This window comes from Streptomyces rugosispiralis, from assembly GCF_024505145.1.
Lineage (GTDB): Bacteria > Actinomycetota > Actinomycetes > Streptomycetales > Streptomycetaceae > Streptomyces > Streptomyces rugosispiralis.
Window position 1 is genome coordinate 492,850 of record NZ_JANIAA010000002.1, and the last position, 14,540, is coordinate 507,389.

The 14,540-nt window shown below is 69.7% G+C and carries 13 protein-coding genes; 9 read left to right on the forward strand and 4 right to left on the reverse strand.

Translation table 11 applies throughout. The features are described 5' to 3' along the window. The first annotated feature begins 68 nt into the window (after positions 1-68). Genes NP777_RS06295 through NP777_RS06310 form a run of 4 tightly spaced genes read left to right on the forward strand, consistent with a single transcriptional unit; the run spans position 69 to position 4,137 of the window. Positions 69-881, forward strand: coding sequence for a sugar phosphate isomerase/epimerase family protein (locus tag NP777_RS06295; RefSeq protein WP_256649031.1), 813 nt, complete (start codon positions 69-71; stop codon positions 879-881). Next, positions 878-2,008 carry a Gfo/Idh/MocA family protein gene (locus tag NP777_RS06300; protein WP_305889384.1) on the forward strand — a complete coding sequence of 377 codons (1,131 nt, stop codon included), beginning with the start codon at positions 878-880 and terminating at the stop codon, positions 2,006-2,008. Before NP777_RS06295 ends, NP777_RS06300 begins: the two co-directional genes overlap by 4 nt. Further along, complete coding sequence (locus tag NP777_RS48020) at positions 2,005-3,120, forward strand: Gfo/Idh/MocA family protein (protein ID WP_256649033.1); 1,116 nt, start codon at positions 2,005-2,007, stop codon at positions 3,118-3,120. Before NP777_RS06300 ends, NP777_RS48020 begins: the two co-directional genes overlap by 4 nt. Before the next feature lie 3 nt (positions 3,121-3,123). Then, positions 3,124-4,137: a sugar phosphate isomerase/epimerase family protein gene (locus NP777_RS06310; RefSeq protein ID WP_256649034.1), complete on the forward strand. Its 1,014-nt coding sequence runs from the start codon at positions 3,124-3,126 to the stop codon at positions 4,135-4,137. Between the two features lie 127 nt (positions 4,138-4,264). Here the strand turns inward: NP777_RS06310 and NP777_RS06315 are convergent, their stop codons facing one another. Then, entirely contained in the window at positions 4,265-4,666 is a 402-nt protein-coding gene (locus NP777_RS06315; RefSeq protein ID WP_256649035.1) for a hypothetical protein, read from the reverse strand. Between the two features lie 248 nt (positions 4,667-4,914). Here NP777_RS06315 and NP777_RS06320 point away from each other — a divergent pair, with 248 nt between their 5' ends. From NP777_RS06320 to NP777_RS06340, 5 genes are read left to right on the forward strand one after another with little or no spacing between them, the layout of a single operon-like run. Further along, positions 4,915-6,399 (forward strand): aldehyde dehydrogenase family protein, encoded by a 1,485-nt coding sequence (locus NP777_RS06320; protein WP_256649036.1) that lies wholly within the window; start codon positions 4,915-4,917, stop codon positions 6,397-6,399. 48 nt (positions 6,400-6,447) lie between these two features. After that, positions 6,448-8,610, forward strand: coding sequence for a hydantoinase/oxoprolinase family protein (locus NP777_RS48025; RefSeq protein WP_256649037.1), 2,163 nt, complete (start codon positions 6,448-6,450; stop codon positions 8,608-8,610). Next, positions 8,610-10,580 carry a hydantoinase B/oxoprolinase family protein gene (locus NP777_RS06330; RefSeq protein WP_256649038.1) on the forward strand — a complete coding sequence of 657 codons (1,971 nt, stop codon included), beginning with the start codon at positions 8,610-8,612 and terminating at the stop codon, positions 10,578-10,580. The genes NP777_RS48025 and NP777_RS06330 overlap by 1 nt, the downstream gene beginning before the upstream one ends. 12 nt (positions 10,581-10,592) lie before the next feature. Next, complete coding sequence (locus tag NP777_RS06335) at positions 10,593-10,874, forward strand: hypothetical protein (protein WP_256649039.1); 282 nt, start codon at positions 10,593-10,595, stop codon at positions 10,872-10,874. Further along, complete coding sequence (locus NP777_RS06340) at positions 10,871-11,644, forward strand: SDR family NAD(P)-dependent oxidoreductase (RefSeq protein WP_256649040.1); 774 nt, start codon at positions 10,871-10,873, stop codon at positions 11,642-11,644. The genes NP777_RS06335 and NP777_RS06340 overlap by 4 nt, the downstream gene beginning before the upstream one ends. A gap of 146 nt (positions 11,645-11,790) precedes the next feature. Here NP777_RS06340 and NP777_RS06345 read toward each other — a convergent pair whose 3' ends face one another. The 3 genes from NP777_RS06345 to NP777_RS06355 all read right to left on the reverse strand — a co-directional run bounded on the left by NP777_RS06345 (position 11,791) and on the right by NP777_RS06355 (position 14,491). After that, positions 11,791-12,768: a PDR/VanB family oxidoreductase gene (locus NP777_RS06345; protein WP_256649041.1), complete on the reverse strand. Its 978-nt coding sequence runs from the start codon at positions 12,766-12,768 to the stop codon at positions 11,791-11,793. A 126-nt stretch (positions 12,769-12,894) separates the two neighbouring features. Further along, the gene (locus tag NP777_RS06350) at positions 12,895-13,224 is read right to left on the reverse strand and encodes a non-heme iron oxygenase ferredoxin subunit (RefSeq protein WP_256649042.1); all 330 of its coding nucleotides are present in this window, start codon (positions 13,222-13,224) and stop codon (positions 12,895-12,897) included. A gap of 1 nt (position 13,225) precedes the next feature. Continuing rightward, positions 13,226-14,491 carry a cytochrome P450 gene (locus NP777_RS06355; protein ID WP_256649043.1) on the reverse strand — a complete coding sequence of 422 codons (1,266 nt, stop codon included), beginning with the start codon at positions 14,489-14,491 and terminating at the stop codon, positions 13,226-13,228. Positions 14,492-14,540: the final 49 nt, after the last annotated feature.

The window sequence follows — 14,540 nt, forward strand, 5'->3', positions numbered from 1 at the left end:
TCGGGCCGCGCCGTCCGGAGCGTGAAATACCGGCCGGCGGAGGGCCGTTCACCACTGGGAGGATCCCCATGTCCACACCGCATCTGTCCGTGCAGCTCTACTCCGTCCGCGAGGCGCTGGAAAACGACCAGGAGGGCGCGCTCGCCCGCCTGGCCGGTCTGGGGCTGCGCGACGTGGAGGTGTTCAACTTCGTCCACCGGGCGCAAGAACTGTCGGAGGCACTCGGCCGCCACGGACTGTCCGCGCGTACCGGGCACGCCAACTTCCTGTCGCCCGAACTCGCCCGGGAACACGGCGCTACCGTCCACAGCCTGGACGAGACGTTCGCCGCGGCCGAGCAGCTGGGCCTCGAGCTCGTGATCGACCCCTTCGTCCCCGCCGCCCGGTGGGGTGACGAGCAGGAGATCGCCCGGACGGCGGCCCTCCTGAACGAGGCGGCCGGCGTCGCCGCGAACCATGGTCTTCGCGTGGGGTACCACAACCACTCGCAGGAATTCGTCCACACCATCAACGGAACGAACGCCTTCGACCTCTTCGTCAGCCGGCTGAACCCTGATGTCTGCCTCGAGATCGACATCTACTGGGCCGCGGCAGGTGGCGGGGACGTCGTGGCCCTTCTGCGGCGCCTCGGCCCGCGCGTGCAGGCCCTGCACGTCAAGGACGGCCCCATCATCGACGACCCGTTCTCGTCCGGTGTTCCGTTCGACCCGGCTCGGACGGGTCAGGTCGCGCCGGGTCAGGGCGAGGTGCCACTGGACGCGGCGCTCGCCGCGGCTCCCGACGCGAAGTTCGCCATCATCGAGTTCGACCACTACGACGGGGACATCTTCGAGGGCATCGGCGCGGCCGTCAGTTACCTGAACCAGAAGGGCATCCGTTGATAGGCGCCACGGGACCGGTCGGCATCGGCTTCATCGGCGCCGGCATGATCAGCAACCAATACCTCGACAACCTCACCACGTTCCCCGACATCAACGTCGTCATCCTCGGCGACCTCGACACCGGCCGGGCCGCGGAGCAGGCGCGGAAGTACGGGATAGCGGGATCAGGATCCACCGCGGATGTGCTCGCCCATCCGGACGTCGAGATCGTGCTGAACCTGACCATTCCCGCCGTCCACGCGGAGATCAGCGCGGCGGCGGTGGCCGAGGGCAAGCACGTGTGGTCCGAGAAGCCGATCGCCATCGATCGGCTCAGCGCCCGAACCCTCCTGGACCGGGCCGCCGATGCCGGGGTGCGGGTCGGGGTCGCTCCGGACACGGTGCTCGGCCCGGGCGTGCAGACCGCCCGCCGCGCGATCGCCCGCGGCGACATCGGCGTACCGCTGTCCGCGCAGACCGTCATGCAGTACGCCGGGCCCGACATCTTCCACCCCGACCCGGAGTTCCTGTTTGCCCAGGGAGCCGGACCGGTGTACGACATGGGGCCCTACTACATCACCGCCCTGGTCAACCTCTTCGGCCCGGTCGCCCGCGTCTCGGCCGTGGGCTCGACCGGACGGGCGACCCGCACCATCAAGACGGGCGACCGGTCCGGTAGCGAGTTCCCCGTCAGCGTCCCCACCCACGTCGCGGCGCTCGCGCGGTTCCACAGCGGGGCCGTGAGCCAGAGCGTGTTCAGCTTCGACTCGCCTCTCACCCGCACCGGCATCGTCGAGATCACCGGAACCGAGGGCACGCTCGTGGTGCCCGACCCCAATATGTTCGCCGGCGATGTCAAGATCACGCGCAGCCGTCCGTTCGCCGACCACCGCCGCGAGCCGGAATGGGAAATCGTGGAGCCGGTCGGCATAGCGGCCGGCCGGGGGCTCGGCGTCCTCGACATGGCGCGGGCCATCCGCGGCGGGCGGCCCCACATCGCCACCGGCGAGCTGGGTTACCACGTGCTGGACACCCTCATCTCCATCGACGAGTCGGTCGCCTCCGGCGAGACGGTCAACGTCGACAGCAGCACCGACGAGACACCTCTCGTGCCCGAGGACCGAGACCCCTACGGAGCAACTCTGTGACCAGGCCCCTTCGCGCCGGATTCATCGGAGGCGGCTTCATGGCCGCCGTGCACACCCGGGCCAGCCGGGCCGCCCGCGCACAGCTCGTCGCGCTGGCAAGCTCCGCCCCCGAGCGGGGCAAGCAGGCCGCGCACGATTTCGAAGTCGAGCGCGCCGAACCGGACGCACACGCCCTGGCGGCCTGCTCCGACCTCGACGTCGTCCACGTGTGCAGCCCCAACCGGTACCACGCGGAACACGCGCTGGCCGCACTGGCGGGCGGCGCGCACGTCATCTGCGAAAAGCCCCTGGCGACCACGGTCGCGGACGCACGGCGCCTGGTCGAGGCCGCAGATCAGGCAGGCCGGGTGGGCGCGGTCCCGTTCGTGTACCGATACCACCCCATGGCCCGCCAGGCGCGAGCCATGGTTGCCCGCGGGCAGCTCGGTACCGTACTCACCCTGGACGCTTCCTACCTCCAGGACTGGTTGCTCGAGGACAGCGACGACAACTGGCGTGCGGACTCCGGGACCGGAGGCGCTTCCCGCGCGTTCGCCGACATCGGGTCCCATCTGTGCGATCTCATCGAGTTCGTCACCGGCGATCGTATCCATCGCCTTGCCGCACGCACCCGGACCGTGTTCGCCCGTCGCGGCGGCAAGCCGGTGAAGAACGAGGACATCGCCGCTCTCGTCGTCGAGCTGAGCAGTGGTGCGCTCGGCACTCTGCTGATCAGCCAGTTGGCACCCGGACGTAAGAACAGCCTCACCCTGGAACTCCACGGTACGCGGGAGAGCGTGCGGTTCGAGCAGGAGCGTCCCGAGGAACTGTGGGTCGGCCGCCGCGACGGCTCTCAGATGCTGCTGCGCGACCCCGGCAGCGCCGCCCCCGACTCCGCACGCCTGTCGGTGCTTCCCGCCGGACACGCCCTCGGCTATCAGGACGCCTTCTCGGCGTTCGCCACCGATGTCTACAGCGCCATTCGCGGTGAACAGCCCGAAGGCATGCCCACGTTCGCGGACGGACTGCGCGCCGTGCAGCTCACCGAAGCGGTGCTCACCTCGGCGAAAGACGGTGCATGGATCGGTACCACCCCGGCGCAGGATTCCGGAAGCCACGCGAGTAAGGACTGAACCATGAGCGCAGCCACACACCCCGTCACCCTGTTCACCGGCCAGTGGGCCGACCTCCCGTTCGAGGAAGTGGCCCGGCTCGCCGCGCAGTGGGGCTATGACGGCCTGGAGATCGCCGCCTCCGGAGACCACCTCGACCTCCGGCGCGCCGATGAGGACGACGCCTATGCCGCCTCCCGTCTGGAGATCCTCGAACGCCACGGCCTGAAGGTCTACGCGATCTCCAACCACCTGGCGGGCCAGGCCGTCTGTGACGCGCCCATCGACTTCCGCCACCAGGCAATCGTCAGGCCCTACGTATGGGGGGACGGCGACGCGGAAGGTGTACGTCAGCGCGCTGCGGAGGACATGAAACGGGCGGCCCGGGTGGCCCGCAAGCTCGGTGTCGACACCGTTGTGGGGTTCACCGGTTCGTCCATCTGGCCCTATGTCGCGATGTTCCCGCCCGTTCCGGCCTCCGTCATCGACGCCGGATACGAGGACTTCGCCCACCGGTGGAACCCCATCCTGGATGTGTTCGACGCCGAGGGGGTGCGGTTCGCGCACGAAGTGCACCCCGGGGAGATCGCCTACGACTACTGGACCAGCGTGCGCACGCTGGAAGCCGTGAACCACAGGGCGGCCTTCGGGTTCAACTGGGACCCCAGTCATATGATGTGGCAGAACATCGATCCGGTCGGCTTCATCACCGACTTCAAGGACCGCATCTACCACGTCGACTGCAAGGACACCCGCCTGCGTCCGCGCAACGGCCGGGCCGGCATCCTCGGTTCCCACCAGGCGTGGGGAGACCCGCGCCGAGGCTGGGACTTCGTCTCCACCGGACACGGCGACGTCCCCTGGGAGGACTCCTTCCGGGCCCTGGAAGCCATCGGCTACAGCGGTCCCATCTCCATCGAGTGGGAGGACGCCGGCATGGACCGGCTGCACGGCGCCGCGGAGGCGGTCACCTTCGTACGCTCCCTCCTGTGGCCGCGGCCCGCGGCATCCTTCGACGCCGCCTTCTCGAATCAGTGATCGGACTGACGACTGGCAGGAGCCTCGACGCAACAGCGGGGCGTTAAACGGGGCGTTAGCGGCACATTGCACAACGCGCTGCGGGGCCGTGCCCTGTTCGGGCACGGCCTCGTGTGGCACGCCCACCTCATGGGATCGGCAGTCGGCTGTCGATGTCGGCGAGCCGCGGCTCCTCGACCGTGCCGACGTCGACGGGGCGCGACAGCCGCCGCAGCACGGCTGTCCAGTACTCGGGCGCGGACTGCCGCGCGGCGTCGTAGGGCGGGGCGGCAGGCCCAGTAGGCCTCGGCGAAGGCGTCCGCGGGTGCGTCGCACCGCGCGGCCATGGGGCCGGTGGGAGCGCCGGCTCGTCGGAGGCGCTGGCCAGGTGCCGTAGTGAGGAGGCGATGTGGGCGGGGGCCGCGGGCTCGGCCAGGAGCCCGCCGGCCACCTCGCCCGCGGCTGCCCTGTCGCCATGGAGTTCGGCGGGATGCCGCTGTTCCGGGCTGGTGGGATGGGTCGGCCGGTCTGGGGGCCGGGTCTTCTGCACGACGGAATTTCATGGGCAGTGGCACGGGTCACAGGAAGCCTTGTGGGATATCTCCGATCAAGCCTACTGACGGGAGAGGCCATGACACCTTTTGTGTCAACCCGTGGCTGCCGGGCCGGTTACCGAGCGTCTTGTCCCTTCTTGTTGTCGGGAGGGTGGGGCGGTTTGCACGATGGCATGACTCGTGCTGGCCAGGAGCGCTTTGCCGGTGTGATCGCGGTCAGGTGTGAAGGCGCGGGGGAGCAGGTATGACCAAGTCTGAGGTGTTGCCGCCCTCCGTGGCGCGCATGCTTGATCGTGACTGGCGGTTGCTGATCGCCGGCGAGCGGCGCACCGCCCGGAACGGGCGGACCTTCCAGCGGGTCAGCCCGGTGACCGAGACGGTGATTGCCGAAGTGCCGGATGCCGACGCGGCCGACGTGGACGACGCCGTCTCGGCGGCGTACACGGCCCGCTCGCGGTGGCGGGACACCACCGCCGTGGAGCGGGCGGCGCTGGTGCGCCGGCTGGCCGACCTGGTCGAGCAGCATGGCGAGGAACTGGCGCTGCTGGACACCATCGACGCCGGCGCGCCGATCGCTGCCTCCCGGATGGACGTGGCGGTGGCGGTCGCCCAGCTGCGGCTGTTCGCCGGGCTTGCGCTGGAGCTCAAAGGCGACTCGATACCGGCCAGCAACGCGCTGCACGTCACCGTGCGGGAGCCGGTGGGCGTGGTGGCGCGGATCGTGCCGTTCAACCACCCGCTGATGTTCGCCTGCAAGGTCGGCGCGCCGCTGATCGCCGGTAATCCCACGATCCTCAAGCCACCGGAGACGGCGCCGCTGTCGGCACTGCGGCTGGCGGAGCTGGCCGCCGAAGTCTTCCCTCCGGGCGTGCTGTCGGTGGTGGTGGGCAATGGCCCGGTGGTGCCCGACACACTGGTGCGCCATCCCCGGGTGCGGCGCATCGGGTTCATCGGCTCCGGGCCGACCGGGCGGGCGATTCAGCAGGCGGCAGCCGAGAGCGGGATCAAGGACGTGACGCTGGAGCTCGGTGGTAAGAACGCCATGGTCGTCTTCGCCGACGCCGACCTGGAGGCCGCCGCCGAGGGAGCGGTCTTCGGCATGAACTTCGGCTCCTCCGGGCAGTCCTGCGGCTCCAATTCCCGGCTGCTGGTGCAGCGCGAGGTGCACGACGAGGTCGTCGCACGCGTCGTGGAACTCATTGAGGCGCGCCGGATCGGCAACCCGCTGGCCGAATGGTCCGAGCAGGGCACGGTGATCAACCGGGCACAGTACGAGAAGTCGCTGCGCTATATCGAGATCGCGGTGAGCGAGGGCGCCAAGGTCGTCACCGGCGGCGGCCGTCCGAGCGGGCCGGAGTTCGAGCGCGGACTGTATGTGGCCCCGACTGTCCTCACGGACGTCACCCCGGACGCGCGCATCGCGCGCGAGGAGGTCTTCGGCCCGGTGCTCGCGGTCATCCCGTTCGACACCGAGGACGAGGCGATCGAGATCGCCAACGGCGTCGAGTACGGGCTGACCGCGAGTGTGTGGACCCGTGACCTGGACCGGGGGCATCGTGTCGTCCGGGAGTTCGAAGCCGGTCACACCTGGATCAACGGTTCCTCACTGCACTTCCCGAACGTTCCGTTCGGAGGCGTCAAGGGCTCCGGCATCGGCCGTGAGGAAAGCCTCGAAGAACTGGTGGGCTACACCGACCTCAAAGCGATCAACGTGATGTTCCGGCGTTGATCCGAGTCCCGCAGACAATCACCGCCACTTTGACCAACGGAGGTTGCCGTGGCATACGTTATTGGAATTGATATAGGCGGCACCTTCACCGACGCATTCGTCGCTGACCAGCACGGTCGGCTGGCCGCCGCCAAAACGCCGTCCACCCCGCCGGACTTCGCCGACGGGTTTCTCAACGCCATCGACGAGCTGGCCCGTGAGCTCGACATTCCGGCCGGCCGGCTGCTCGGCGAGACCGACTACATCGTGCACGGCACCACCTCGACGCTGAACTCGCTGGTCACCGGTGATGTGGCACGGGTCGGTTTCCTGACCACCCGGGGCCATGCCGACTCGATCAGCATCATGAACCTGGAGGGCCGCTACGCCGGGCTGGGCAGCGATGCGATCCAGCACATGGCCCGCACCGCCAAACCGTCCGCGCTGGTGCCCCGCCACCTGATCAAGGAGATCAACGAACGGATCGACTACAAGGGCGCGGTCGTGGTCCCGCTCGACGAGGACGGGGTACGGCAGGCCGTCCGGGACCTGCTCGCCGACGGGGCCGAGGCCATCGCGGTGTCGCTACTGTGGTCGTTCCGCAACGCCGCTCATGAGCGACGGATCCGCGAGCTCATCCACGCCGAGGCGCCGGGGCTCTACGTCGCGCTGTCCAGCGAGGTCAGCCCCCGCATCCGGGAGTATTCGCGCAGCGTGACCACGATCATGAACACCCAGGTGGGCCCCCGGCTGGACGCCTATCTGCGGCCGCTGCAGGCCACCTTGCGCGAGCGCGGACTGACCGGGTCGCTGCTGGTCATGCAGGGCTCCGGCGGGTGTGTAAGCGCCGACAACGCGCCGGCGCACGCGGTCACCACCATCGGATCGGTGCTCAGCGGCGGCGTGATCGGTTGCACGCGTATGGCCGAGGCACTGCACAGCGGCAACGTCATCTCCACCGACATGGGCGGCACCACCTTCCTCGTCGGCCTGGTCGTCGACGGGGCGCCGGCGCGCACCAGCAACACGGTGCTCAATCAGTACACGATCAGCACGCCGATGGTCGATGTGCACACCATCGGCGCCGGCGGCGGCGCCATCGCCTGGGTGGACCCGGGCGGTAACCTGCGGGTCGGCCCGCGCAGTGCCGGTGCCCGCCCTGGTCCGGCCTGCTATGGCGAGGGTGGCGTCGAACCCACCGTCACCGACGCCGATCTGGTGCTCGGCATCATCAACCCGGACAACTTCCTGGGCGGCCGCAAGAAGCTGGACGTGACGCTGGCCCGCAAGACCATCGCCGAGCGCCTGGCCAAACCGCTGGGACTGTCCGTGGACGAGGCCGCAGCCGCCGTGTACGAGATCCAGAACGCGCAGACCGCCGACCTGGTGCGCAAGGTCGTGGTCAACTCCGGGCAGGATCCCCGGGACTTCTCGCTGTACGCGTTCGGCGGAGCCGGTCCGATGCACTGCGCCAGCTACGCCCGTGACCTGGGGGCGCGCCAGGTCATTGTGCCGATCGGCGCCACGGCCGCGGTGTTCTCCGCCTATGGGCTGGCCACTTCCGACATCGTACTCACCGCCGAACGGTCCCAACCGGCCGAGATGCCGGTCGACCCGGCGCGGCTGACCGAGGCGTTCGAGTCCCTGGAAACCGAGCTGGCAACCCGGCTCGCCGAGCAGGGACTCACCTTCCAGACCGTGCACTACGAGCGGGAGGCGGACCTGCGTTACACCATGCAGCTGGCGGAGGTGTCCACCCTGGTGCCGAACGGCAGCCTCGACGCCGCAGCGGTCGCGGGTGTGGGAGCGGAGTTCCAGCGGCGCTACGACGAGCTCTACGGCGAAGGCACCGGGTTTCCCGACGCCGGGCTGCAACTGATCACCTGCCGGGTCCGCGCCACCGGCACGCTGGCGGTCCGTCCCGAACTGCCCGATCACCTCCCCGGCGACGGCACGCCGATTCCCTCCGGCACCCGGAATGTGCTGCTGGACATCACCGTCGGGGTCCAGCCGACCGCGATCTACGACTACCAGGCGCTCGGCGCCGGGCACCAGATCAGTGGCCCGGCGATCGTGGAGGCACCGACCACGACGGTGGCACTGCCCCCGGGAACCCACGGCGTGGTGGACCGGCTCGGGAACCTGGTCCTGACCTTCGCCCCGGCCGGGTCGTCCGGCCTTGCCCGCGCCGGCTCGGCGACATCGGGCGCGTCCGAGAAGGAGAGTGTCTGATGCCCGTCATCCCCATCGCCGGCTCCGAACGATTCGGCCAGTCCGAGGCGCCGCTTGACCCGGACGAGTCCTTCGGCGACCTTGCGCTGCACCGGGTGGACGCCCAGGCCATCGCGGGCGTCGACGCACTGACCTATGAAGTGATCCGGCATCGCCTGGTGGCGGTCACCGACGACATGGGCGAAGCGATCAAGCGGATGTCGGGATCGGTGGTGGTGACCGACTGTAACGACTTCGGTGCCGCGATCATGGACGAGCTCGGCGAGACCGTCCAGGTCGGTCTCTACAACATGCAGCTCGGCTCGTCGCTGGACATGGCGGGCCGCTGGACACTCCGAAACCGTTCGGTCAGCCCCGGCATCCATCCCGGCGACCAGTTCCTGCTCAACGATCCGTGGATCGGCGGCGGCCTGCATCAAAACGACGTCACCGTGCTGGCCCCGCTGTTCTACCAGGGCCAGTTGTTCTGCTGGACCGGCGCGGTGGCCCACCAGGTCGACCTGGGCGGGGTTTCACCGGGCAGTTGGTCGGTGGACGGACGGGATGTGTTCTGGGAATCGGTGCCCATTCCGCCGGTGACGATCGTCGAGCGGGGCCGGTTGCGCGCCGATACCGAGGACATGTACCTGCGCCGGTCGCGGGTACCCAAGCTGGTCGGGCTCGACCTGCGGGCCAAGATCGGGGCGAACAACGTCGCCCACGAACGGCTCACCACGCTGATCGACAAGTACGGCCCGGACACCGTCAAGGCCGTGATGAAACGGATGATGGACGACGCCGAGACCAGGCTGCGCGCCAAGCTGCGCATGCTGCCCGAGGGCGAGTGGTCCGCGGTCGCCCACCAGGACGGCGGCCGCGCCGACGACCGCCAGGTGCACAAGATCGTGGTGCGGATGACCAAGCGCTCCGACCGGCTGCACTTCGACTTCACCGGAACCGACCCGCAGGTCGAGGGCATCATCAACTGCACATTGGCCGGGCTGCGCGGCGGCATCCTGCCGATCCTGCTGACCATGCTCTGTCCGGACATCCCCTGGGCGCCGGGCGGGATCTACCGCTGCGTCGACATCACCAGCGAGCCCGGCACGATCAACAACTGCACCTTTCCGGCCGGGATCGGCAAGGCCTCGGTGAACTCCGCGTGGGCTACCCAGAACGCGGTGTCCGAGACAGTCGCGGAGATGCTCGCCACCCATCCGGAGCTGAGCCGCTCGGCGACGAGCGTGTGCAGCGGCACCTGGGACCTGACCCTGCTGGCCGGCGTGGACCAGCGCGGTGGTGGTTTCGCCACCATGCTCTGTGACGCGATGGCAGGCGGGCTCGGCGCCAAGGTGGACGGCGACGGGGTCGACACCGGCGGGGTGAACTGCATTCCGATGGGCCGCACCGCCGATGTGGAGATCAATGAGTTCAGCTTCCCGATGCTGTACCTGTGGCGGCGCGAGGAGGTGGACTCCGGCGGTCCGGGCCGCTACCGGGGCGGGGTCGGCGGCTCCAGTTGCTTCATTCCGTACGACTCACCGGCGCAGGGAGTACACCTTGTGGTGTCGGCGAACGGCAAGGCGCTGCCCCAGGCGTCCGGGTTGGCCGGCGGGTATCCGGCGGCGACCCAGTGGGACGTGCTGATCCGTGACTCCTCGGTGCGCCGTCGGCTCGCCGAGGGCGTCATCCCCAGCCGGATCGAGGACCTGGGCGGACACACCGACACCGTGCCGCCGCACCTGGAGACCGACCTCGGCGCCGACGACGTCTACTTCACCCACTGGCAGGGCGGTGGCGGGCTCGGCGACCCGCTGCTGCGCGAACCCGAGGCGGTCGCCCGCGATGTGGCGCTCGGCAAGGTGTCTCCCCAGGCCGCCGAGCGGGTCTACGGGGTGCGGCTGGCCGACCAGGCCGGCTCGGACGCCGATGCCGAGGAGACCGAGCGGCTCCGCCACCACCTGCGCCAGGAACGCGCCCGACTGACCTGAAGGAGACCGCCCATGGATCTCGACCTCAACCTTACGGTCGGCCCGGGAGGGTGCGTCGACTGCCGGCACTGTGGCGCACAGGTCGGCACCTCGACCGCCGCCCCGCTCGACAAGGCGGTGCGCACCCAACGGCCCCCGAGCGAGGCCGGGCCCGGGATGCACGCCGACCCCGCCCGGTTCACCGACCGCCCGATCGTGCTGCGCCAGGTGTTCTGTCCGAACTGCCTGGTGCTGCTGCACACCGAGATCGTGCCCGCTGACGAACCCTGCTACCGGCAATGGAGCCTGCGATGACCACGCGGACCGGCACTCATTCACTGGAGGGGAAGGTCGTCGTGGTGACCGGCGCCGCCCAGGGCATCGGCGCCGGATATGCCCGCCGACTGGTGGCGGAGGGCTGCCGGGTGGTGCTCGCGGACCGCAACGCCGACGCGGTCCACGCCACCGCCGCGAGCCTGACCGGACCGGGCAAGGCCACGGCGGCCGTGCTGGACGTCGCCGACCCCGGCAGCGGCGCAGAGCTGGCCGCCTTCGTGGGCGAGGAGCACGGCCGGCTCGACGGGCTGATCAACAACGCGGCGGTGTTCTCCACGATCACCAGGAAGCCGTTCTGGGAGATCACTTCTGAGGAGTGGGACCAGGTGATCACGGTCAACCTCAAGGGGCCGTGGCTGGTGACCTCCGCGCTGCTGCCATTGCTGCGCAGGTCGGAGTCGGCGAGCGTGATCAACGTCGGCTCGGACGCGGTGCTCATGGGCCGTTCCGGCTACCTGCACTACGTGGCGAGCAAAGGCGGTGTGCAGGGCATGACGTACTCCATGGCGCATGAGCTGGGCCAGTTCGGGATCCGGGTGAACACCCTTTCACCCGGCCCCGTTTACACCGAGATCGCCCGCACCACGGTGAGCCCGGAGCAGAAGCGGGCGATGACCGACGCGCAGGCACTGCAACGCGCCGCCGAGCCCGACGACATGGTCGGGCTCGCCGCCTTCCTGCTCTCCGACGACAGCGCCTACATCACCGGCCAGACCATCAGCGTCAACGGCGGACTGATCCACCGGTGACCACCCCCGCGCCCCGGCCGTCGGTACGCGATGCCGACGGCCGGGGCGCGTGGCTCACGCAGGTGTGCCGCCGTGCTCGATGACGCCACCGTCGTCTTCCCGGTCAACCACGGCGCGGCAGGCGGTGCCCGGCCCGGATCCCCGGGTCACAGGTCGAGGACCAGACGCGGGCAGGCGGCCCGTGACACACAGATGAACATCGTGTCGTTCTCCGCCCGCTCCTCCGGCGACAGCAGACTGTCGCGATGGTCGACCGTGCCTTCCAGTACGGGCGTCTCGCAGGTCCCGCAGGTCCCTTCCTGACAGGATGACGGCACCGCCACCCCGGCTTCCCTGACCACATCGAGGATCGACTTGTCCAAAGGCACCTCGAGCGTCATGCCGCTGGTCGCCAGTGCCACCTTGAAAGGGCCCGAGAACACCGGTTCGCCGGCGTCCTTGGGCGCGAACCGTTCCACATGCAATGTGCCGGAGGGCCACCGCGCGCAACACCGCTCCACCGCCTCCAGCAGTGGTTCCGGTCCGCAACAGTAGACGAGTGTGCCGGGGCGCGGGGAGGCGAGAATGGACTCCAGGTCGATCAACCCCACCTCATCCTGGGCATAAAGGGTGACGCGTGCCGGCTGACCGCTCCCGGTCCGGAGCGCGCCGAGATCGTCGAGGAAGGCCATGGACGTGCGGCTGCGACCGCCGTAATGGAACTCCCACTCCGCTCCGCCCCGGTGGGCGGCCCGCGCCATGGGCAGCAGCGGAGTCACCCCGATGCCGCCGGCGATGAACACATAGCGCGCGGCGGGGAGGAGCTGGAAGTTGTTGCGCGGGCCGCGAATCTCGAGCTGGTCGCCCGCCCGCACCCGGTCGTGGAGGAAGGCGGAGCCGCCGCGCCCGTCAGGCTCGCGCAGGACCGCGATCCGCCACACCGACCCCTCGGCCGGATCGCCGCACAGCGAGTACTGCCGCACCATGTCCCCGGGCATGAGGACATCGATGTGCGCGCCGGGGGACCAGGCCGGCAGGGGAGCGCCGAAGCGATCCGCCAGCTCCAGGACCACGATCCCCTCCGGGCCCACCTTCCGGCTGACGACGCGAAGCCGCAGATCGACCTCGTCGTGGGTTGTGTGCACAAGAACTCCTCGTCGTGGGAAAGCGGCGGGTTCCGCCGCTCAGGTCGACGGCCGCACGGGTGGGCCGGGCACCCGTGCGGCCGCTCATAGGAACCTCGACCCGCTTCTCCTCCGGGCACGGCGGGGTCACGGTGGTGTCTGCGCCTCGGGCACGTCGATCAGCAGATCCTCGCCGTCCGCCGAGACTCGGTACGTCCGGACCGGCTCCATGGCGGGCAGGGCGACCGCTTCCCCGGTGGTGACGTCGAATCGGCCGAAGTGCCACGGGCACTCGATCTCACAGCCGAGCAGCTGCCCCTCGCTGAGCGACTCCGCTTCGTGGCTGCACTCGTCATCGAGGGCGAACAGGCTCCCGTCGTCCGTGCGGACCACACAGAGCGCTCGTCCGGCCACGACCAGGCCGCGCAGGCCGCCCGTCGGCAGGTCCGCGCCCAATGGCACCCGGTGCAGGCTCATCTCAGGCTCCCTGTCCGCTCGGGGCGAACTCGATCGGGTAGGAATCCCACAGCCCGTTCATCCGGCCCAGCCGGTCGTTCCGGACCGCGGGGCGGTCACGATCACGGCGGACCCCGGCCGAGAACAGCGCCTTGAGGGTCTGGACATGACTGCCGTTCACGCCGTCGCCGCCGACGACCACCGGCATGCCGTAACACATGTGGCGTCCGGCGCCGAACGCGACTCCATAGGGCGTTACCCCGGTGGGAAGCGTCCGGCCCGGGACGAAGACATCGGCGTCGGGGCCGAACACGTCCCGATCGCGGTTGGCCGCCCCGATGTCCAGGGCGACATGCTCACCCGCGGACAGCTTCCTGCCCGAGGTGAGCGTCACCGGTTCGGTCGCCGTCCGGTAGAACAGCGGGACGATGGGGTGGAGCCGCAGCGCCTCGGAGACCGCCTTGGCGAGGAAGTTCCCGTCAAGAAGACGGCCGGCACCGTCCGGGTGCCGCTCGCGCCAGGTGAGGCACTCGTCGAGGGCATGGACCAGCGTGAAGGAGCTGGAGAAGGTCCCGGCGTTGATGAAGTCGGTGACCGCTTCACGCAGCTGCAGCCCCTCGTCACCCGTCCATGCCGGATCCAGCTCGCGCGCCATGAGGGTGAGCAGGTCGTTGGGCAGGGCGGCTTCCGCCTCCGGCGTGGTGGCCGCCTTGACCAGCTCGACGCGCCGCGCGATCGCCGGCTCGAAGTACCGGAGGCGGAACTCGTCCCGCGCCTCGATCCCCCGGGCCATAACCGGTCCACGGTCACCCGCCATGTACCACGAACGCATCGCTTCCTGGATCGGATCGGCCGCCTGCCGCAGCTGTTCGGCGTCCTCGAGCGTGTCCACGCCGTCCAGCCCGATCAGGGCGGCGGCCAGCTGGAAGAAGGCCACGCGGGCGAACAGGACCATGTCCGAGCGTGGCACGCCATCGTCGCCCGGGGCCTGGAGGGCCAGCTGGAGGTTGCGTTCGACTGTCGGCATGAGCACCTCCGAGCGGAAGCGCCGGTCGCCCTGGCCGCGCAGCAGCCGGCCCATCACCCGTCGCCGCGCGCGATGCTCAGGCCCGTCGATCTGCCGCACCGTCCCGCCACGGAAGTCCTCGGTGCCGTCGTGGAGGAAGGGCGCCATCACCGGTGACCGGAAGATCTCCTCGACATCGCGGAAACCCGTGATCGCGTTGATGGTCGCGGGGTCTGTCACCGCGTTGTGGTAGGGGCACGCGCTGGAATCAGTGGTGGTCATCGTTTCTCTCCTGTCGTGCTGTCGGTGGTGGACGTGGTGAGCGCGACCG

Excerpts from the sequence above, each read along its gene's own strand:
- NP777_RS06320 (WP_256649036.1), top strand. The coding sequence starts at position 4,915 with ATGACCAAGTCTGAGGTGTTGCCGCCCTCCGTGGCGCGCATGCTTGAT.
- NP777_RS06295 (WP_256649031.1), top strand. The coding sequence starts at position 69 with ATGTCCACACCGCATCTGTCCGTGCAGCTCTACTCCGTCCGCGAGGCG.
- NP777_RS06330 (WP_256649038.1), top strand. The coding sequence starts at position 8,610 with ATGCCCGTCATCCCCATCGCCGGCTCCGAACGATTCGGCCAGTCCGAG.
- NP777_RS06340 (WP_256649040.1), top strand. The coding sequence starts at position 10,871 with ATGACCACGCGGACCGGCACTCATTCACTGGAGGGGAAGGTCGTCGTG.
- NP777_RS06310 (WP_256649034.1), top strand. The coding sequence starts at position 3,124 with ATGAGCGCAGCCACACACCCCGTCACCCTGTTCACCGGCCAGTGGGCC.
- NP777_RS06355 (WP_256649043.1), bottom strand. The coding sequence starts at position 14,491 with ATGACCACCACTGATTCCAGCGCGTGCCCCTACCACAACGCGGTGACA.
- NP777_RS06350 (WP_256649042.1), bottom strand. The coding sequence starts at position 13,224 with ATGAGCCTGCACCGGGTGCCATTGGGCGCGGACCTGCCGACGGGCGGC.
- NP777_RS06335 (WP_256649039.1), top strand. The coding sequence starts at position 10,593 with ATGGATCTCGACCTCAACCTTACGGTCGGCCCGGGAGGGTGCGTCGAC.